This is a genomic window from Kitasatospora sp. NPDC088783, assembly GCF_044750705.1.
GTDB classification, from domain to species: domain Bacteria; phylum Actinomycetota; class Actinomycetes; order Streptomycetales; family Streptomycetaceae; genus Kitasatospora; species Kitasatospora fiedleri.
Genome location: NZ_JBIVKJ010000002.1, coordinates 609,811 through 628,039 on the forward strand (window position 1 = coordinate 609,811; position 18,229 = coordinate 628,039).

Annotated in this window: 13 protein-coding genes and 1 pseudogene; 5 read left to right on the forward strand and 9 right to left on the reverse strand. The window is 75.7% G+C overall.

Annotated features, from left to right (window positions below):
- Window positions 1-19: 19 nt before the first annotated feature.
- The 8 genes from ACIP60_RS07085 to ACIP60_RS07120 all read right to left on the reverse strand — a co-directional run bounded on the left by ACIP60_RS07085 (window position 20) and on the right by ACIP60_RS07120 (window position 11,715).
- A complete protein-coding gene (locus ACIP60_RS07085; protein ID WP_400680907.1) occupies window positions 20-769 on the reverse strand; it encodes a TetR/AcrR family transcriptional regulator in 750 nt (249 codons plus the stop codon).
- A gap of 94 nt (window positions 770-863) precedes the next feature.
- Window positions 864-2,414, reverse strand: coding sequence for an MFS transporter (locus ACIP60_RS07090; RefSeq protein WP_400680908.1), 1,551 nt, complete (start codon window positions 2,412-2,414; stop codon window positions 864-866).
- 65 nt (window positions 2,415-2,479) lie between these two features.
- Window positions 2,480-3,790: an MFS transporter gene (locus tag ACIP60_RS07095; RefSeq protein ID WP_400681566.1), complete on the reverse strand. Its 1,311-nt coding sequence runs from the start codon at window positions 3,788-3,790 to the stop codon at window positions 2,480-2,482.
- On the reverse strand, window positions 3,787-4,344 hold the full coding sequence (locus ACIP60_RS07100; protein WP_400680910.1) for a MarR family winged helix-turn-helix transcriptional regulator: 558 nt from the start codon (window positions 4,342-4,344) through the stop codon (window positions 3,787-3,789). The genes ACIP60_RS07095 and ACIP60_RS07100 overlap by 4 nt, the downstream gene beginning before the upstream one ends.
- A gap of 43 nt (window positions 4,345-4,387) precedes the next feature.
- Window positions 4,388-8,113 (reverse strand): SAV_2336 N-terminal domain-related protein, encoded by a 3,726-nt coding sequence (locus ACIP60_RS07105; protein WP_400680913.1) that lies wholly within the window; start codon window positions 8,111-8,113, stop codon window positions 4,388-4,390.
- Complete coding sequence (locus ACIP60_RS07110) at window positions 8,110-9,144, reverse strand: AAA family ATPase (protein ID WP_400680915.1); 1,035 nt, start codon at window positions 9,142-9,144, stop codon at window positions 8,110-8,112. Before ACIP60_RS07110 ends, ACIP60_RS07105 begins: the two co-directional genes overlap by 4 nt.
- Entirely contained in the window at window positions 9,141-11,249 is a 2,109-nt protein-coding gene (locus ACIP60_RS07115; RefSeq protein ID WP_400680918.1) for a trypsin-like peptidase domain-containing protein, read from the reverse strand. The genes ACIP60_RS07110 and ACIP60_RS07115 overlap by 4 nt, the downstream gene beginning before the upstream one ends.
- 22 nt (window positions 11,250-11,271) lie before the next feature.
- Entirely contained in the window at window positions 11,272-11,715 is a 444-nt protein-coding gene (locus tag ACIP60_RS07120; protein WP_400680920.1) for a CU044_2847 family protein, read from the reverse strand.
- A 207-nt stretch (window positions 11,716-11,922) separates the two neighbouring features.
- On the opposite strand from ACIP60_RS07120, the gene ACIP60_RS07125 reads away from it, so the two are divergent.
- The 4 genes from ACIP60_RS07125 (at window position 11,923) to ACIP60_RS07140 (ending at window position 15,426) form a co-directional block, all read left to right on the forward strand.
- Window positions 11,923-12,312: a DUF664 domain-containing protein gene (locus tag ACIP60_RS07125; protein ID WP_400680922.1), complete on the forward strand. Its 390-nt coding sequence runs from the start codon at window positions 11,923-11,925 to the stop codon at window positions 12,310-12,312.
- The gene (locus ACIP60_RS07130; protein ID WP_400680924.1) at window positions 12,291-12,941 is read left to right on the forward strand and encodes a hypothetical protein; all 651 of its coding nucleotides are present in this window, start codon (window positions 12,291-12,293) and stop codon (window positions 12,939-12,941) included. Before ACIP60_RS07125 ends, ACIP60_RS07130 begins: the two co-directional genes overlap by 22 nt.
- Before the next feature lie 764 nt (window positions 12,942-13,705).
- Entirely contained in the window at window positions 13,706-15,079 is a 1,374-nt protein-coding gene (locus ACIP60_RS07135; protein ID WP_400680927.1) for a PP2C family protein-serine/threonine phosphatase, read from the forward strand.
- Window positions 15,079-15,426, forward strand: coding sequence for an anti-sigma factor antagonist (locus tag ACIP60_RS07140; RefSeq protein WP_400680930.1), 348 nt, complete (start codon window positions 15,079-15,081; stop codon window positions 15,424-15,426). Before ACIP60_RS07135 ends, ACIP60_RS07140 begins: the two co-directional genes overlap by 1 nt.
- Window positions 15,427-15,433: 7 nt before the next feature.
- On the opposite strand, the pseudogene ACIP60_RS07145 reads toward ACIP60_RS07140, so the two are convergent.
- Window positions 15,434-15,847, reverse strand: a pseudogene (locus ACIP60_RS07145) (transposase); the annotation flags it as partial.
- 279 nt (window positions 15,848-16,126) lie between these two features.
- Between ACIP60_RS07145 and ACIP60_RS07150 the strand changes: the two are divergent.
- Window positions 16,127-18,058, forward strand: a complete 1,932-nt coding sequence (locus tag ACIP60_RS07150; RefSeq protein WP_400680933.1) for a potassium transporter Kup — start codon at window positions 16,127-16,129, stop codon at window positions 18,056-18,058.
- The last annotated feature ends 171 nt before the right edge of the window (window positions 18,059-18,229 follow it).

The window sequence follows — 18,229 nt, forward strand, 5'->3', positions numbered from 1 at the left end:
GCGTGGGGCCGGGGACCGGTCAGCCGAGGTCGGCCTGCATGCCGGCGAGCAGCCAGTCCAGGGCGCGGTGGAACTCGCGCTCGCGGAGCAGGTGTTCGGGCTCGCGGGGGCGGTCGGGGAGGACGCCGGAGTCGGCGAGGCCCGGGAGGTCGCGGACGGCCTCGGTGATCTCCTCGACCAGCTCCTCGGTGGTGCTGCCGGCCTCGGCGGCCTTCTCGGCCCAGTTCACCTCGGTCGAGGTGAAGCCGTAGGTGTACTGGAAGATCGCGGAGAGGGCGGCCATCGCGTCGGTCCCGGAGAGCGGGGAGGCGCGGGCGATCTCCAGGGCGCGGGCGGAGAAGCGGACCGAGTTCGGCCCGATGTTCAGGTAGTCGGCGTAGATCCGGACCGCCCAGGGGTGCGCCAGCATCGCGGCGCGCCACGTCACGGCGAGGGCGCGCAGGCCGGACTGCCAGTCGGTGCCGTCCCCCGCCCCGGGCAGCACCATCTCGCCGGCCACCACGTCCAGGGCGAGCTCCAGCAGGTCGTCCTTGTCGGCGACGTACCAGTACAGGGACATCGGCGTGACGTCGAGCCGGGCGGCCAGGGCGCGCATCGAGAACCTCGCCTCGCCCTGCGCGTCCAGCAGCCGGACCGCCGCGGCGACGATCACCTCGCGGTCCAGGCTGCCCGGACCGCCCTCGCCCGCGCGTGGGGAACGACGGCCGCGCACCGGCCCCGGGGTGAGCCACACGCTCTTCTTGACCTGCGAGGCTCGCTTGGTGGCCACGCTGCTCCTTCGCTTCGACGGGGTGCCACCACGGTACGGCTCCGGGCCCGTGCGGCGAGCACGGGCCCGGCGGGGGCCGGTCCGAGGTGGGGCGTCAGCGCGGGGCGGGGACGGGCTCCGGCTCCGGCTCCGGCCGGGCCGCGGGGGCGGCCGGGGCCGGGCGGTCGGCGCGGTACAGCAGGGCGGCGGAGAGCAGGCCGCCGAGCAGCACGGCCGCCGCGCCGATCAGCTGGCTGGACGTCAGCCCGTGGGCGAAGGAACTCCGCACCGCGCCGCGCGCGGCCTCGCCCGGGGCGGCGGCCAGGGCCTCCGGCAGCGACTTCGCCGCCGCGGCCGGGACGCTCTCCGGCAGGCCCGCCGCGAAGCGCGAGCCGAGCACCGCGCCGAGCACCGCCACGCCCAGACCGCCGCCGAACTCGGTCACCGTGCCCTGCACGCCCGCACCGGCCCCGGCCCGCTCCGGCGGGATGGCGCCCATCACGGCCGCCGCCATCGCCGGGCCGGCGACCGCGATGCCGCAGCCCATCAGCAGCAGCCCGGCCAGCAGCCCCGGGTACCCGTGGCCCGAGCCCATCGCGGCGAGCAGGGCCAGGCCGCCGGCCAGCAGCCCCATGCCGAGGGCGACGGCCCCCGCGAAACCGACCTTCGGCAGCAGCCGGGCGCCCACGCCCGACAGGTTGAGCAGCACGATCACCAGGGCCAGCGGCGACATCCGCAGGCCCGCCTCCAACGGCCGGTAGCCGAGCACCAGTTGCAGGTACTGGGTGAGCAGGAACAGTGAGCCGGCCATCCCGAAGGCGACCAGGATGCCGCCCGCCACCGCGCCGTTGAAGCGCCTGTCCCGGAAGAAGGCCATGTCCAGCATCGGGGTGGGGGTGCGGACCTCCCAGGCCACGAAGCCCGCCAGCGCGGCCAGGCCGACCGCCGCCGCGAACAGCACCGGGCCGGAGCCCCAGCCGTGCACCGGCCCGGAGATGATCGCGTACACCAGGCCGACCATGCCGACGGTGGAGAGCACCGCACCCGGCACGTCCGGCCGGCGGCCCGACGGGTCCCGGCTCTCCGGGAGCAGGCGGGCCACCGCGACCAGGCCGAGCAGCGCCACCGGGATGTTGACCAGGAAGATCGAGCCCCACCAGAAGTGCGCCAGCAGCACGCCGCCGAGCAGCGGGCCGCCGGCGAAGCCCAGCGAGCTGACCGCCCCCCAGATGCCGATCGCCTTCGGCACCTCGGGGCCGTGGAACACCTGCATCACCACCGCCAGCGTGGTGGTCATCAGCAGCGCGCCGCCGATGCCCATGCCGGCCCGGGCGGCGATCAACTGCCCGGAGGACTGGGCCAGGGCCGCCGCCGTCGACCCCAGGCCGAACAGCGCGAGACCCACCAGCAGCGCCCGCTTGCGCCCGTACCGGTCGGACAGGCTGCCGGCCGTCAGCAGCAGGCCGGACTGGACCAGTGCGTAGGCGTTGATCATCCACTGGATGTCGGCCGTGCCCGCGCCCAGGTCCTCCGTCAGGGAGGGGATGGCCACGTTGAGCACGGTGTTGTCGAGCAGCACCACCAGCGTGGCCAGGCAGACCACCGCCAGGATGACCCACCGCCGCGGGTGCGGAGCGGCGGGCGGGGGGACGGACGGCTGTGACAAGGGGGCTCCCGGGGACGGCGGGCACGGCCGGTCGACCGCGCGTTGTACACCGTAGAGGAGTCCTTCTACGGTGTACAACGGATTTCCCCGGGGGCGGGCGGGCGGCGCAGTCCGGGGGTGGCGGTTCCGATCAGGGCGACGGCGGCGAGGCAGAGCAGGCCGCCGCTGATCAGGGCGGTGGTGCCCGAGGTGGCGGAGGCGACCAGGCCGCCGCGCAGGTTGCCCAGGTCCGGTCCGGCCTGTCCGACGATCTGCTCGGCCGCGCCGACCCGTCCCAGCAGCGCGTCCGGGGTGTGCAGTTGGACGACGGTCCCGCGGGCGACCACGGACACGGTGTCCGCCGCCCCGGCCAGCACGAGCAGCCCCAGCCCCGGCCACGGGCTCGACACCAGGCCGAACAGGGCCAGTGCGACGCCCCAGGCCGCGGCGGCGGCCAGCATCACCGGCGCCTGGTGCGGCCGCCGGGTGAACGCCCCCGACAGGACGGAGGCGGCGACGCCGCCCGCCGCGATCGCGGTCAGGAACAGCCCCAGGGTGCGCGGACCGCCGTCGAACCGCTCCGCGTTGACCAGCGGGAACAGGCTGATCGGCATGGACAGCACGGTGGCGGCCAGGTCGGTGAGCAGCGCGGCGCGGACGACCGGCGTCCGGGCCAGGAACGCCAGGCCGTCCCGCACGTCGCGCAGCCCCGCGCGGCCCGTCCGGGCGGTGTCGGCGGTGTCGGCGGGGCGGGCGGTGGCGGCAGCGGCGGGGTCGGCGCCGGGAGCGGCGTCCGGGCGCATCCGGGGCAGGCGGAGAGCCGCGTACAGGGCGGCCGCGAAGCTGAGCGCGTCGGCCAGGTAGCAGCCGCCGACGCCCGCCCACGCCACCAGCAGCCCGCCCAGTGCCGGGCCGAGCAGCATCGCGCCCTGGAACGCGACCCGGTTCAGGGCCAGGCCCGCCGCCAGCTGCCCGGGCGGGAGCAGCCGGGGCGGGAAGGTCCGGGCGGCCGGGCCCGCGACCGCGACGAAGACGGACTGCCCGGCCACCAGCGCGACCACCCCGGCGGGCGGGAGGTACCCCAGCGGCGCCTGGGCCGCGAGCAGCAGCGCGCACCCGGCCTGCCCGGCGGTGGCCAGCAGGTACAGCGTCCGCCGGTCCGAACGGTCGACCAGCGCGCCGGCGAACAGCCCGAGCGCCAGCAGCGGCACCGCCTGGGCCAGGCCCACGGCGCCGGTCCACACCGTGCTGCGGGTGTGCTCCCAGACCTGGAACGCGACGGCCACCAGCGCCATCTGGCCGCCGAGGCCGGAGACCGTCCCGCCGAGCCACAGCCGCCGGAACGCGGGCGACTCGCGCAGCGGGGCGACGTCGAGCAGCAGCCGGCGGCCGGTCACCGCCACCGCGGGTCACCGGCCAGCCGTCCGAGGATCCGCTCGTGGAAGCTGCGGCGGGCCAGCGCCCGCTCGATGTCCTCAACCACCCGGCTGAGCGGGTACGGGAGTTCGGCCTCCAGCTCGGCGAGCGCGGCCTCGGTGGCCTCCCACTCGGCGGCCAGCCGGCCGACCACCTCCCGCGCCTTCGCGGTCAGCGTGACCTTCTTGCTCCGGGCGTCCGCCCCGGGCACGGTCTCCACCCAGCCCGCCCGCCGCATCGCGGCCACCTTCTGGCTGAGCGCCGAGTGCGTGTGCCGCACCGACTCGGCCAGCTCGGTGATGGTCATCGGCCCGCGCGCGTGCAGCCGGAGCAGCTCCAGCACGAAACTCGGCCGGAGCCCCTCGACGGGCGTCTCGGCGTAGACCCGGCCGATCTCCTCGTCCATCGACGCCTGGAGCAGGCGGAGCGGGCGCCAGAGGCTCAGCTCGGTGGGGTCGGCGGGGCCGGCGGGGCCGGCTGGGTCGGCTGGGTCGGCTGGGTCGGCGGGGCCGGCGGGGGTGGGGGTTCCGGTCACGCGGCCACTGTAACAGCGCTTGTACAAGCGCTGTTGTATCCGGTCAGGGCCCGGTGGGCGGGGCCGGTTCGCCGGGGAGGGGGGTGCCGGTGCGGACCAGGGTGACGTCCGGGGCCGGGGCGATGCGGGTGCCGGGCGGGAAGGGGAGCGGTTCGTCCGGGATCAGGTCCTGCCAGTCCGGGGCGCCGGGGCCGGGGAGGCGGTAGCGGGCGCCGATGTCGGTGGCCCGGACGGTGACGGTGCCGTCCTGGAAGGAGACCAGCAGGGGGGTGCTGTCGACCGAGAGGGAGAGCGGGAACGAAGACCCCTCCTCGACGGTGAACTGGCCGGAGCAGAACTGGTCGGTGACGGCTTTGAGGTGGGCGACGGCCGGGCGGGGGGCGGCCGGGAGCAGGGGGGTGCGGTGTTCGGTGCAGACGGCGTCCAGTCCTTCGACGCTGGGCAGCGGCGGCGGGGTCGGGCCGGGGGCGTAGCGGGCGCACCCCTCGGTCGGGCAGCGCCAGGTGCGGCGCACGAGGTGGCCGAAGTCGGCGGAGGACGGCCGGGGGGCGGGGGCGGGGCGCGGCAGCAGCCGGAGGGTTCCGTCGGGTTCGGCGTGCGGGACGAGACGGGTCACCCACGGGCCCAGCGGGCCGTCCGGGAGGGTCGGGTCGGAGGAGATCACCGGGGTGTCGAGGATCGCGGCGAGTTCGAGCAGCCGGGCCCGGTGCGGGGCGGCGGCCTCGACCAGCTCGTTGTCGATCCAGTCGCGGACGACCGCGCGGTCCCGGCGGTCGAGGCCGTCCAGGACGGCCGGGTCGACGATCGGGTGGATGCCGGTGGCCGGGTCCCGGCGGTGGCCGATCAGGGCCCGCAGGAGCGCGTAGACCTGCTCCACCAGGTCGGCCGGGGTCGAGCGGATCAGGTCCGTGAGGTCGAGCAGCGCGTCGGCGGCACCCGGGACGGTGGTGAACGCGCTCTGGATGCGGTCGAGTTGGGTCGGGTGCGGGGTGGAGTGCGGGGCGCCGAGCCGGTCCAGTGCGGCGGTGGCCACGGCCGCCCACCAGTGGCTCCCGGCGGTCAGGGCGAGGTCCAGGGCGAGCCGGTAGGCGTCGGCGGCCCGGGCCCGGTCGACGGATTCGAGGCGGTGACCGCCGTCGACGGCGTCGCAGATCAGCGACTCGTTCCGGCCGGGGCGGAGTCGCACCGCGCCCGGTGTCGGCGTGGCGAAGGGGTCGACCAGCAGGACGCGGGCCTCGACGCCGGTCAGGGCGGACAGGAACTCGTCGGGCCGGAGCGGGGTCTCGCCGTCCGGTCGGCGGGCGGTGAGGACCAGCAGCAGGTCCGCGCGGTGCCGGGCCAGGTGCTCCAGGACGGCCTCCCGGTCGGGTCGTTCGAGCCCCAGCCGCTCGCCGAGCTCCTCCCACCGCCGGGCGGGGTCCAGGCTCTCGCCGGGCACGCGGACCTGCCGGACGCGGTCGGTCAGCGGGCCGAGGCAGCGCAGGACCGTGGCCAGCGGCAGCCGCGTGGTGCTGGAGAACTCCCGCGGGGCGGTGTCGTGGATGCCACCGGTGAGCCAGGACACCAACGAGTCGAGCAGGTGGGCGGGTCCGGGCTCCCGCGCTTCGGCGGGCCTGGCCTCGGGGGTGAAGAACGGCAGCAGGTCGTCCGTGGTGTCCGCCGTGGCGAGGGTGCCGATGTGCAGGCGTTCCCGCAGGTGGACCCCGACCTCGGGCGACTGGAAGACGCCGACGGCGAAGGCGGTGAGCAGGCCCGACATGCTCTCGGAGAAGGCCGGGGCGGGGGAGTTGCGGACCAGCAGGGTGAGGGCCGGGCTCCCCGGCGGCGGGGTGGCGGGCTCGGCGCGCAGCGGGTGCTGGTCGACGATCAGGAGCAGGCGGCCGAGGCGGCCGAAGGCGCGGCGGAACTCCTCCAGCCCGACGCGGCGGATCCGGCGGGGGCGGGCGGCGGACAGGCCGTCCGGGAGCAGGAGTTCGACCTGCTGGCCGAAGGCGGCCATCGAGTGGCCGGCCAGGTAGACCGCCACCAGGTCCCCGGGGCCGAGGCGGACCTGCCGCGCCCAGGCGCGCAGCAGGTCCACGGCGCTGCCGTCGCCGGTCGGCCCGGCCTGCTGGTAGCCGAGCCGGCCGAATCCGGTGGCGACCCGGGCGGTCGCCCTGAACAGGCCGGCCGCCTCGGGTTCGCCCTCGCCGGGGACGGCGACCCCGATGACGGGGAGGAAGAAGCGGCGGCCCGGGGCGGGGGCGGGCACGGGGGCGCCGGTGTGGGCCCAGGGGCGGGCGCCGGCGGGGAGGGTGAGCGGGCCGTCCGGGTCCGGGAAGAGCGCGGTGAAGCGGGCGCCCAGCACGGCGGCGTGGGCGGCCAGGTGCTCGGAGACGGTGTCCACCACCTGCTGGGCCTCGTCGCGGCGCAGGGTGGCGAGCAGGCGCTCCCGGACGCCGGGGGCGAACTCGTAGGCGCGGCCCAGGGATTCGGTGGACGGGTCGTCGGGGACGGCGCGCAGCAGGCCGCTGAAGACGATCTCGGCGAGGTCGGCGGGCGGGCTGTCGGGCAGCAGCGCGGACTGCACCAGCCGCATCACGCCGAAGTTGAGCGGTACGGCGGACAGCAGGGCGGCGAGCCGGAACACCCGGGGCTGGGCCTGGGCCAGGAAGGAGTCGAAGCCGCCGGCGGGCAGGGCGGGGCGGTCGTCGGCCGGGGGTTCGGCCGGCGGCCGGGACGGGGGACCGGGGGCGAGCAGGACGGCGGGCGCGTCGTAGGCGTGCGGCCCGGCGGTGGCGCGGGCCCACGGGGCGAGCCACTCGGGGGAGAGGCCGAGGACCGGCACGGCGAGGGTGCCGGGCGGCTGCGGGGGCGGGACGAGGGCGTACGGGGTGAACCGGGGGTGCGGGTCGGCGGGGGCTGCGGTGCGGAAGCGGCCGGGCTCGGGGGCCAACGCCGTCTGCGCCCACAGGTGTTCGGGCAGGGTGTGCAGGACGGCGGTCGGCCCGGCCTGGGCCCAGCGGCGCAGGGCGGCACGCAGGCGCGGCCCGGCCCAGTCGGGGTGGACGCCGTCGGTGAGGACGAAGGTGGCGGTGCAGCCGGGCGGCCGGGCGGCGGTGTCGTCCCCGGGGGCGTCGGGGCCGGTCAGGTGGTGCAGCCGGACGTCCCGGAAGATGCCGGAACCGGCCAGCAGGGTGGCGAGTTCGCGGGCCAGCGGCTCCCACAGCACCGCGCTGTCGCCGTGCGCGTCGACGATCAGCCGGACGCCGAGCCAGCGCTCGACGCCGGGCACCAGCACCGGCCACCAGCGCGGGTCGCGGGCGAGGCGCTCGGCGGTGGCGTCCTCGTCCAGCGCGGTGCGGTCGGCGGACGGCACGCCGCGCTTCAACGGGCGCAGTGCGCGGGCGAGTTCGCGGCGGCGGGGGAGGGCGCGGCCGGTGCCGACCCGGACCGGCGAGGCGGGCAGCGGCGGGGTGCCCACGGCGGGCACCGGGCCGGGCAGGTGGAGCGGGCGGCGCGGGGCAGGGGGCGGATCGCGCCGCGCGGGGCGGGGGTCGGTCCGGTCGGTGGGGGCGGGGCGGTGGACGCCGGGCTGCTGGAGCTTGACCGAGACGGCGTCGACCTCCCCCGGCGCGGGGGACGGGCCGCCGCCGAGGCGGGCGTGCAGCCACAGCAGGTCGGCGAGTTCGCGCCCGGTCGGGGCGGGACCGTCCGGGCCGGTGAGGTCGGCGAGCAGGGCGGCCAGGCGGCGGACGGCGTCCCGCCCCGGGCCGGGGGCGCCGCTCACGGCCGGCCGGGCGGGGCGTCGTTGAGGTGCTGCATGACCAGGTCGAGCAGGCGGTCCCGGTCCGGCCCGGCCGCACCGGCGGACGGCGCCAACAGGTAGACCGCGTTCAGGAGTTGGTCGGTGGCCAGCTCCCCGGTCGCGGCCCGGGCCAGGAACGCCCCGACGGCGGCCTCGGCCGCCGCGCCCGCGCCCGGCAGGTGGGCCTCGACGATCGCGCGCAGCCGCGCGCCGTCCTGGTGCGCCGACGGCAGGTGCAGCCGGATGCAGCGGCGCAGGAACGCGGGCGGGAACTCCCGTTCGCCGTTGCTGGTCAGGATCACGAACGGGAACGCCCGGCACTGCACCGCCCCGCGGGTCACCCGCACCGCCGGCCCGCCGTCGTGCGGGCGCACCGCGACGGTCGGCTGCTGGTCGGCGGCCCGGGTCAGCTCCGGGATCTCGAAGCCGCCCTCCTCGAACACGTCCAGCAGGTCGTTGGGCAGGTCCAGGTCGCCCTTGTCGATCTCGTCGACCAGCAGCACCCGGGGCAGCGCGTACGGGGCGAGCGCGGTGCCGAGCGGACCGAGGCTGACGTACCGCCCGAGGTCGGTGGCGGCGGACGCCCCGGCCGGGGCGTCGGACTGGTGGCGGGCCAGGCCGGCGTCCTCCAGGCGACCCAGCGAGTCGTACCGGTACAGGCCGTCGCGGAGCGTGGTGCGGCTGTTGACGGACCAGCGCAGCACCGGGCCCAGTCGCAGTTCGCGGGCCACCGCGTCGGCCAGGGTCGACTTGCCGACCCCCGGGTCGCCGCTGACCAGCAGCGGACGGCGCAGGTAGAGCGCGGTGTTGACGGCGTCGACGGTGCGCTCGTCGGCCCGGTACGCGGCCCGGTGCGGCAGGCGGCGGCGGCCACCGCCGACCGCGTCGCGGTCCACGGCGGCCAGGGTGCCGTCCCGGCCGCCGTCGAACTCCCGCCAGGGCGGCGGGGGCGGCAGGTCGGCGATCCGGTCGTGGGGTCGGTCCACGCCCTGGTAGATGCGCCAGAGGGTCATCGCGGGAGTCCTTCCGTGGCGGGGGCGGTGGAAGTGCTGGGGGCGGGGTCGGGTGCGGTGGAGGCGGCGGGGGCGGTGGGCGCGGTCACCGGGGAGGTGGCGGCCGGGGCGAGCCGGGTGCGGGGCAGTTGGCGGGCCGGGTCGTCCCAGAGCAGCACCACCCGGTCGCCGAGCGGGGCGTCGGGGGCGTCCGGGCCCGGGTGCCGTTCCGCCTCGTGCAGCTCGGCCTCGTTGCGCAGGTCGCGGATCCGGTCGGGGGCGGCGTCCCGGTGGGTGTCGGCCAGCGCCGTGCGGGCCGCGCGCAGGAAGCGGCCGTCCGGACAGTCGCCCCGGCCGGGGGCGGTGCAGCCGGTGGCGCAGGCGCCCTGGTCGAGCGGGCGCGGGTCGGTGCCGCGCTCCCACAGCATCACCGGCACGCCGGAGGCCACCGCCACCCGGAACGCCTGCGCCAGCGCACCGCCGCGCGGCGCCCCGGCCAGGACCAGCGCGGCCAGTTCCGGAGCGGTGTTGAACGCGGCGTCCAGCGCCTGCGGACGCTGCTGCCGGCCGCGCCCGCACACGCAGACCAGCGCCCGGTCGAGCGACTGCTCCGCCAGGTGCTCCCAGCGCATCAGCCAGGGGTGGTGCAGCCTCGGCTCCTGGTGGCGCTCCAGCGGGCGGACCACCAGCCGGTGCTTGCGGCCCAGCGTCCACCACTCCAGCTCCGGCCAGAGCCGCCAGCCCGCGTAGTCCTCGTCCAGGGCCTCGTGCGGCAGGATCAGCTCCACCAGCGCCGGCCGCCCGGCCGCCCCGTCCAGGGCCTCCAGCGCCTCCACCGTCTCGATCTGCGGCGGCAGCGACTCGGCCAGCAGGCGCAGCGCCTGGGGGAGCGTCAGCTCGGCGGACTCGGGACCGGCCGGGACGATCTCCTCCGCGCCGCGGAACTGCCACACCCGCACGTGGTAGCGGCTGCGGTCGCGCAGTGAGTGCCGGACCCGGCCGATCACCGAGGGGCGCACCGGCGCGGCCGGACGGGGCGGGTGGTGCGGCGGGGCGGATGGCGGGGCGTACGCCGGGCTGCCGTCGATCCGCTGCCGGGCGGCCTCGCCCCGGCCGGTCTCCCCGGCCCGGATCAGCACCCGGTCGCGCAGCGCCCGGGTGAGCGGCGCGTCCCCGGGCAGGGCGCGCACCAGGTCGGCGCAGTAGGCGAGTTCGGGCGTCAGGTGGTCGCCGCCGAGGGTGACCCGGGCGGCCAGCTCCTGGTAGACGTCGCGGCGGTCGAGCAGCGGCAGGTCCGGCTCGAAGGTGCCCGGCGGGGCGGCGCGCAGGAACGCGGCGCGCAGGTCGGCGGCGGAGTCGGGGGGCAGTTCGGCGAGCAGTGCCAGGAACGCCCGGTCGGCGGCGCGTTCGGCGGTCCGGGCGGCGGCGGGTCCGTCCGCGTACCCGGTGGGCGGCGGGGCGTCGGCGAGCGAGCGCCAGCGGGCGTCCACGGCGTGGAAGCGGTCGTGCGCGGACAGCACCCGCCGGTACGCCGCCGGGTCGAGCAGCCGCAGCGCCGACACCGGCACCCCGTAGCCGCCCATCGCGCTGTCCTCCTGCCGGGTGGCCTTCACCACCGCCGTCACCCCGCCCGAACGGTGGCTGAGCACCGGCCCGCCCGACAGCCCCGGATTGACCTCGCCCGCCACCAGCTCCAGCATCGCCCGCCCCGGCTGCCCGGTCCGGCCGCCCGCCGCCAGGACGGCCGTCCGCGGGCCGAGGTCGCGGGTGAAACCGGTCGCCGTCACCCGGGTCCCGGACGGCGGCGCCTCCGGGTCCAGCCAGACGCACGGGTGGCCGGGCGGCGGGTCGGCCAGCTCCAGCAGCGCCAGGTCCGGGAACGGGTACAGCGGTCGACCGGCAGCCGCGGCGGCGTCCGGCGCCGCGGCGAGCACCGTGGCCGGGTGCGCCGCGCCCTCGTACTCCACCCGGACCCGCCCGCCCGCCGCGCCGCCGGCCACGTGGGCGCAGGACAGCACGAAGCCGGGCGCGACGAAGAACCCGCTGCCCTCGGTCCGGCCGTCCACCCGGACCCGGCAGCGTTCCAGCAGCGCCTGCAGGGCGGTCAGCGGATCGAAGTTCCGCATCGGGCGCGGGCCCCCGCCGCGCTCAGGCCCCGGCGGCGGGATCGCCGGGCGCACCGGGCCCGCCGGACCCGCCGGATGCGTCCGGCTCATCGGACCCGCCCGGCTCGTCGGACCCGCCCGGCTCGTCGGGCTCCTCGGTCGGGGGCCGCTCGGCGGACGGGCCGCCGGAGGTCCACTTGAGGGCGACCTTGAAGGTGGCCTTCCCGCCGACACCGGTCAGCGCGGCCACCACACCGCCGCGCCCGGCGGCCAGCTCCAGCCCGAACTCGACCGACACCTCGTCGGGCCGGACCGCCGCGACCGCGTCGCGCACATTGGCGGCGACGGCGTGCAGCGACTCCTGCAACCCCTCCAGCCGGGTGGCCAGTTGGTCGCCCAGCCCGGTGTCGCGCGGACCCGACGGGCCGTCCACCAGCGCCCAGACCGTCTGCCCGTCCGGCATCGCCAACTCGACCAGCTGCTGCATCTCCCCGCCCCTCGCCACGGCGCCGCTCCCCGCGGCGGCCCCATGCTAGTGCCGTGACCGAGAAGGTTCGCCGGGTTCGGCGCGGGTGGGTCCTCCACCGGTTCCTCCGCCAGTGAGCTGAGCATCGTCGAACTGATCGAGCACGCCGCGCGCTGCCAGCGCGGCTGGACGGCCTTCGTCCTGCGGCGCTCCGGCGCCCTGCCGCGGGTGGCCGACGAGTCGGACGATGAGTTCCGGTCCGCACCCGGTGAGACCTCGGCCAGGGCGTTCCCGTCTCCTGGAGGCGCGCCGTGGTTCCCCACGGACGTCGAGGAGGGGTCGATGCGGCGGGTGTTGCTGCACCTGATCGAGGAGACCGCACGTCGCGGCGGCCCTGCCGGCATCGTCCGCGAGAGCCTGGACGGAGCCGCCTTCTACCCTGCTGATGGCCGCCGCCGAGCAGTGGCCCGACCCGTGGTTCGAGTCCTGGGAGCCCGCCGCGTCCGCCGGCCGAGGGCTACGGGCCGTCAGAAGCCTTGCCTCCGTCGGCCGGATGGGGTCGAGGCGCTCTTGCGGACCCGTCCTACGCTGGAGGCATGGCCACCGATCCCTTGCTGAGACAAGGCCCCGACTCGACGGATCTGGTCCTGCGCACCGGCCCGACCGGGCCAGTGTGGAACGCGCTGACCTCGGCAGGACTGGCGCTGGTCACCCCGTTCGCCCTGGGCGCGCCGACCTTGGTCATCGCCTTCTGGATGGCGCTGGCCGGGACGCAGGCGTCGACCGTCTTCGTAGTGGTGGGGGTGATCGCCGGGCTGGAGTACCTGGTCGGCTGGCCGGCACTGGCCTTTTCCCGGGCCCGGAACATCCTGCGGGTGGAGTTCGCGCCGGCCAGGGTGCCCGCGTCCCTGCGCTTGGTCCGAGCCGCCGGGCCGGACGACTGGCTACCCGTCAAGACCCTGCGCGAGGTGCGGCTGACACACAAGGTGGTGGAACCGTACCAGGGGGACCACAAGCCGGCCGTCTCCACGCTCGCGCTGGAACTCGACCTACGAGGCGCCCAGGAGCAGCTCGTGCTCCCGTTCGGCGGCGACCCGCAGCGGCTCGCCGACGCCTTGGAGGCCCTGCTCGGCCCGGCCGGGGTCGTGGTGAAGCTGCGCACCGAGCGCAGCACGCGCGATCGGCCGCAGCCCAAATCCGGCTGGGCCTCCGGCGGTTCGGCCTCGGCCAACTCGGCCGGCGGCTAACCCCGGGCTGCCCGCGGTGCTCCCTCCTGCACTCCAGGCTTCGACGCCCCGGGCCGCCGGGACCCCCGGCCGCGACGTCCGCGGCGGCAACCCCGCCGAGTCTGGCGGCCCCAACCCCGGGAAAGTTTCCGTGCACCGTTGATGCTGCCCAGGAACACCTGACAGGACTGCCTCGCACCGACCTTTCAACGGTGTCGGCCTGGGTGACGATCCCGACGTACCGCATGTCTCCTGGCAGCACCCGGACCGGGCGACTCGTGACATGCGGCTATACAGCCGCTGCACAAGCCCCACCTCAAGGCCGCCGCCCTCCGATGCCTGCGCCTTACCGCCGCATCGAACAGAAGTGGCCTGCCAACCCGGCGAACCTTCCAGAGTGGCTCAGCGATCACCATCGGGGGCCGGCCTTGGCGGAGCGAGTCGAGGATGTACCCGGTGCCGGGCGCGGGGCAGTGCATCTCGGAGATGCGCCCGGTGCCGCTCGGCCCCGCGTGGATGAGCAGCTCGCCGAACTTCGGCTGCTGGAGGGTGTGGCGGCTGGAGGTGCCCGGAGGCTCCTCGAAGACGAGCGGGTCCTCGGTGCTGGTCTCGCTCGGGGCGGCTGGACTCGTGGTGGCCCGGGCGCGAGGCGGTCGGTGGCGAGCCGGTGATCGGGCCGGGACGGCGGCCGAGGGTCCTCATCGGTGAGGGGCGGCTCACTGACAGCGGTGTGGGCGGTGTGGTTCGCTTGTCAGTCGACAACGATTTCGAGGACGGGCTGATTGATGGCGGGTACGGACTTCGCGAGCGCCGTGCGTCGGGACGGTCTGCCGGCGGTGCTGTCGGACCCCGCCCGGGTGGCCGCGGTGAAGGCGACCGGGCTGCTGGACACCGGAGCGGAGGAGGTCTTCGACGACCTCGCCTCACTGGCGGCCCGGATCACCGGCACCGCTCGCGCGTTCGTCACGCTGGTCGATGAGGACCGCTCGTTCTGGAAGTCCTGCGTGGGCGTGGACCTCGACGAGCCGGCCGACCGGCAGTCGCCGGTCGCGCAGAGCTTCTGCTACTTCCTGGTCGGGGCGGGCGGGGCCCCGTTCGTCGTCGACGACGCGGCCGCCGACCCCCGTACCGCCGCCCATCCCTCGGTCGGACCGATGAACATCGGCGCGTGGGCCGGCTACCCGCTGCTCGACCCCGAGGGGCGGGTGCTGGGCAGCTTCTGCGTGATCGACGACTCCCCCCGCTCCTGGTCCCCGGCGGACCTGGCGACACTGGCGACACTGGCCCGCTCGGTGTCGGCGGAGATGCGGATGCGGCAGCTGCTCACCGCCTCCCAGGAAGCCCACCGGCGGTCCGCGGACCTCGCCCACAGCCTGCAGGCCGGACTGCTGCCCGCGGCCCTGCGTACCATCCCGGGCGTGGAGGCAGCCGCCTCGTACCTGTCGGCATCCAGGAGCGCCCGCACCGACATCGAGGTGGGCGGCGACTTCTACGACCTCTTCCGCACCCACGGCGACAACTGGGCCGCGATCATGGGCGACGTGTGCGGCAAGGGCGTCCAGGCCGCCCAGATCAGCTCCATGGCCCGCTACACCATCCGGGCCGACGCCGCCGACCCCGGCACGCCCGGCGAACTGCTGACCCGGCTCAACACCGCCATGATCGCCCAGAGCGCCCCGCGCTTTTTGACCGCCCTCTACGCCGCCTTCCACCTCACCCCCGCCGGCGCGGCCGGCACCGTCACCCTGGCCGGCCATCCCCCCGCGCTGATCCGCCGGGCCGCCGGACACGTGGAGGAGGTCGGTGTGCCGGGCACCCTGCTGGGCATCCTGCCGCGGCTGGACCTGACAGACACGTCCTTCCACCTGGGCCCCGGCGATCTCCTCCTGCTCTACACCGACGGCGCCACCGAGGCCCGCGCCCGGCCCGGAACCGACCCCGAGGACGCCGGGGCGGTCTTCGGCGAAGCCGACCTCGCCCAGGCGCTGGCCGCCACCCACGGCATGGACGCCACCGCGACCGTCGACCACCTCACCGCGGTCCTTCACGCCCACCACCACGGCTGGGCCAGCGACGACACCGCCCTGCTCGCCCTGCGCGTCGAGCCCGGCGCTCCCGCCGCTGCCCGAACGAGCGCGACACCTGACATGCTGGGCTGATGAACGAGCCGGGCAGTAGTACCGACCACGATCTGCTCGTCATCCACGCGCCCTTCCCCAACGCCTACGTGTTGATGTTGCGCGGGAGTGCCGCCGGGCGGGCGTGCGAGGACCTCGAAGACGACCTCGCCCGCGCCACCGCGACCGGCCTCCCCCTGGTCGTGGACCTCGCCGCCCTCGCATTCGGCGACGAGAACCTCCTGGGCCTGCTCATCAAGGCCCGCCAAGCCGGCGGCGTCGAACTCGTCGGACCGCTCAGCCCCTCCTTCCAGCGCCGCCTCGACACCGCGGGCGTCACCGCCTGGTTCACCATCCACCCCACTCTCAGCGCCGCCCTCGGCCACTGACCCCGCCAAGGGATTCACGGCCGACGCGGATCACCCGGCCGTGGACGCGGCGCAGGTAGGCGAGGAGTTTGCGGATCGACCAGCGGGTGAAGGGCTGTCCGAGCCTGGCCGGGCGAGTGGTGGCCGTCTGGACAACGAAGTCCTCATCATCAGGACTGAGCAGGCGGGGACGGCCCCCCGCCCAGCGAAGGTCCAAGCAGGCCGGCCCGATCTCGTTGAACCGGTGAACCACACCCCGCACCGCATCCTCGTCCGCCCGCACCAGCCGCGCGATCACCGGCGCCCGGTTCCCGTCGGCCGAGGCCGACAGCATCATCGCCCGCCGGTAACGCACCGAGCTGGTGCTGCCACGCCGCACAATCCCCTGTAACTGCTGTCCTTCGTCGCCCGTGAGCCTGCGCACCCTGATCGGCTCTGCCATCGCGCCCCTCCGGGTTCAACGTCTCGCGACATCCAACCGGCTGAGGGGCCGCCAGCGCCAACCCGGTGAACGTTCCCGGTCAGAGCACTAGTGCCACGTCAGGCAGCCCTCGCCCCGTCGCGACGCCCGGCGGGGCGCTCTCCGCGGCCGTCCGACGTCCGGAGGTGATCGGTCCCGTCGGCGGGGTAGGCGGTGCGGCGGCACCGCACTGCCGTAGCTTCGAATCCGTTCAGGACTTGATCAAGTATGGCGAAGCATGACCGAGAGAAGGCCGTCGCTATGACCGATCGCGGTTCCCCCGCGCTGCATCCCGCGGTGAAGGGCCCCGCCCGCCTGGCCCTGATCGTCGGAGCACTGGGGGTGGTGTTCGGGGACATCGGGACCAGCCCGATCTACACCCTGCAGACGGTGTTCGACCCGGACGACCCGCACCCGGTGCCGGTCAGCACGGACAACGTGTACGGCGTGGTGTCGCTGGTGTTCTGGTCGGTGGTGGTCGTCGTGCTGGTCACCTACGTGCTGCTGGCGATGCGCGCCGACAACGACGGCGAGGGCGGCATCATGGCGCTGATCACCCTGATCCGGCGCTCGGGCGCGAAGGCCGGGCGGAAGGCGGCGGCCGTGCTGACCGTGCTGGGGATCTTCGGCGCGGCGCTGTTCTTCGGCGACAGCATGATCACCCCGGCGATCTCGGTGCTGTCCGCCGTGGAGGGCCTGGAGGTCGTCCAGCCCTCCCTGAAGGACGCGGTGGTGCCGCTGACGGCGGGCATCCTGGTCCTGCTGTTCCTGGCGCAGCGCCGGGGCACGGCGGCGGTGGGGCGGGTGTTCGGGCCGGTGATGATCCTCTGGTTCACCGTGGTCGGGGCGTGCGGCGTGCGCGGGATCACCGAGCACCCGCAGATCCTGCGCGCGCTGTCGCCGACGTACGCGCTGGGCTTCTTCGTCGGCCACTTCGGCACGGCGTTCTTCGCGCTCGCCGCGGTCGTCCTCGCGGTCACCGGGGCGGAGGCGCTCTACGCCGACATGGGGCACTTCGGCCGTCCCGCGATCACCCGGGGCTGGCTGTTCCTGGTGTTCCCCGCGTGCATCCTCAGCTACCTGGGACAGGGCGCGCTGATCCTGGACGACCCGGCGAACATCAGCAGCCCCTTCTTCCTGCTGGCACCGGGCTGGGCCCGCTGGCCGATCGTGCTCCTGGCCACCGCCGCCACCGTGATCGCCTCCCAGGCCGTGATCACCGGCGCGTACTCGGTCACCTCCCAGGCCGCGCAGCTCGGCTACCTGCCGCGCCTGCGGATCGCCCACACCTCGGAGTCGACGATCGGCCAGATCTACGTCCCGTGGGTCAACTGGCTGCTGATGGTCTCCGTGCTCACCCTGGTCTTCGCCTTCCGCAGTTCCGCCGCCCTGGCCTTCGCCTTCGGCATGGCCGTCACCGGCACGATCACCATCACCACCCTGCTGTTCTTCTACCTGGCCCGCACCCGCTGGCACACGCCGCTCTGGCTGCTCGCCGTCGGCGCGACCGCGCTGCTCACCGTCGACCTGCTGTTCGTCGCGGCGAACGCCACCAAGTTCTTCCACGGCGCGTGGCTGCCGCTGCTGATCGGCCTGGCCGTGTTCACCGTGATGACGACCTGGCAGCACGGCCGGCGGACCGTCACCGCCGAGCGGGAGCGGCGCGAGGGCCCGCTGCGGGAGTTCGTCGACCAGCTGCACGACGGGCGGGTACCGGCCGCCCTGGTCCCCGGCACCGCGGTCTTCCTCAACCGGGGCAAGGAGACCACCCCGCTGGCGCTGCGCGCCAACGTCGAGCACAACCACGTCCGGCACGGCCAGCTGGTCATCCTGTCGATCAGCACCGAACCGGTGCCGCGCGTCCCGGAGGAGGAGCGGTGCGTGGTCGACAGCCTCGGCTACGGCGAGGACGGGATCGTCCACGTCACCGCCAGGTACGGCTACATGGAGACGCCGGACGTGCCCGCCACGCTCGCCCTGCTCGACCCGGCCGACACCGAGGGGCCGCTCGACCTCGACCAGGCGTCGTACTTCCTGTCGAAGATCGAGCTCCGCCGGGGGGAGCAGCCGACCATGGCGCCCTGGCGCAAGCGGCTGTTCATCGCCACCTCCTACATCACCTCCGACGCCGCCGAGTACTTCGGCCTGCCCCGGGACCGGACGGTGATCATGGGCGCGCAGATCGAGGTGTAGCCGGTTCGGGGGAGTGGTGCGGGCAGGCGGCCCGTTCACCGGCGAGGGCGCACCCCGTCAACGTTCCGTCAGGGCGGACCGGACCGGTGCAGTCGCCGCGTCAAGAACCGGCCGGTCCGCGGACGGCGGGTGTCCACTGGAGGCACGGACGGGGCCTGCCGGAGGCTCCCG

What these genes read in the sequence shown, in the direction of transcription:
- ACIP60_RS07110 (WP_400680915.1), bottom strand. Translation starts at nt 9,144, where the DNA reads ATGACCCTCTGGCGCATCTACCAGGGCGTGGACCGACCCCACGACCGG.
- ACIP60_RS07115 (WP_400680918.1), bottom strand. Translation starts at nt 11,249, where the DNA reads ATGCGGAACTTCGATCCGCTGACCGCCCTGCAGGCGCTGCTGGAACGC.
- ACIP60_RS07120 (WP_400680920.1), bottom strand. Translation starts at nt 11,715, where the DNA reads ATGCAGCAGCTGGTCGAGTTGGCGATGCCGGACGGGCAGACGGTCTGG.
- ACIP60_RS07130 (WP_400680924.1), top strand. Translation starts at nt 12,291, where the DNA reads ATGGCCACCGATCCCTTGCTGAGACAAGGCCCCGACTCGACGGATCTG.
- ACIP60_RS07135 (WP_400680927.1), top strand. Translation starts at nt 13,706, where the DNA reads ATGGCGGGTACGGACTTCGCGAGCGCCGTGCGTCGGGACGGTCTGCCG.
- ACIP60_RS07140 (WP_400680930.1), top strand. Translation starts at nt 15,079, where the DNA reads ATGAACGAGCCGGGCAGTAGTACCGACCACGATCTGCTCGTCATCCAC.
- ACIP60_RS07150 (WP_400680933.1), top strand. Translation starts at nt 16,127, where the DNA reads ATGACCGATCGCGGTTCCCCCGCGCTGCATCCCGCGGTGAAGGGCCCC.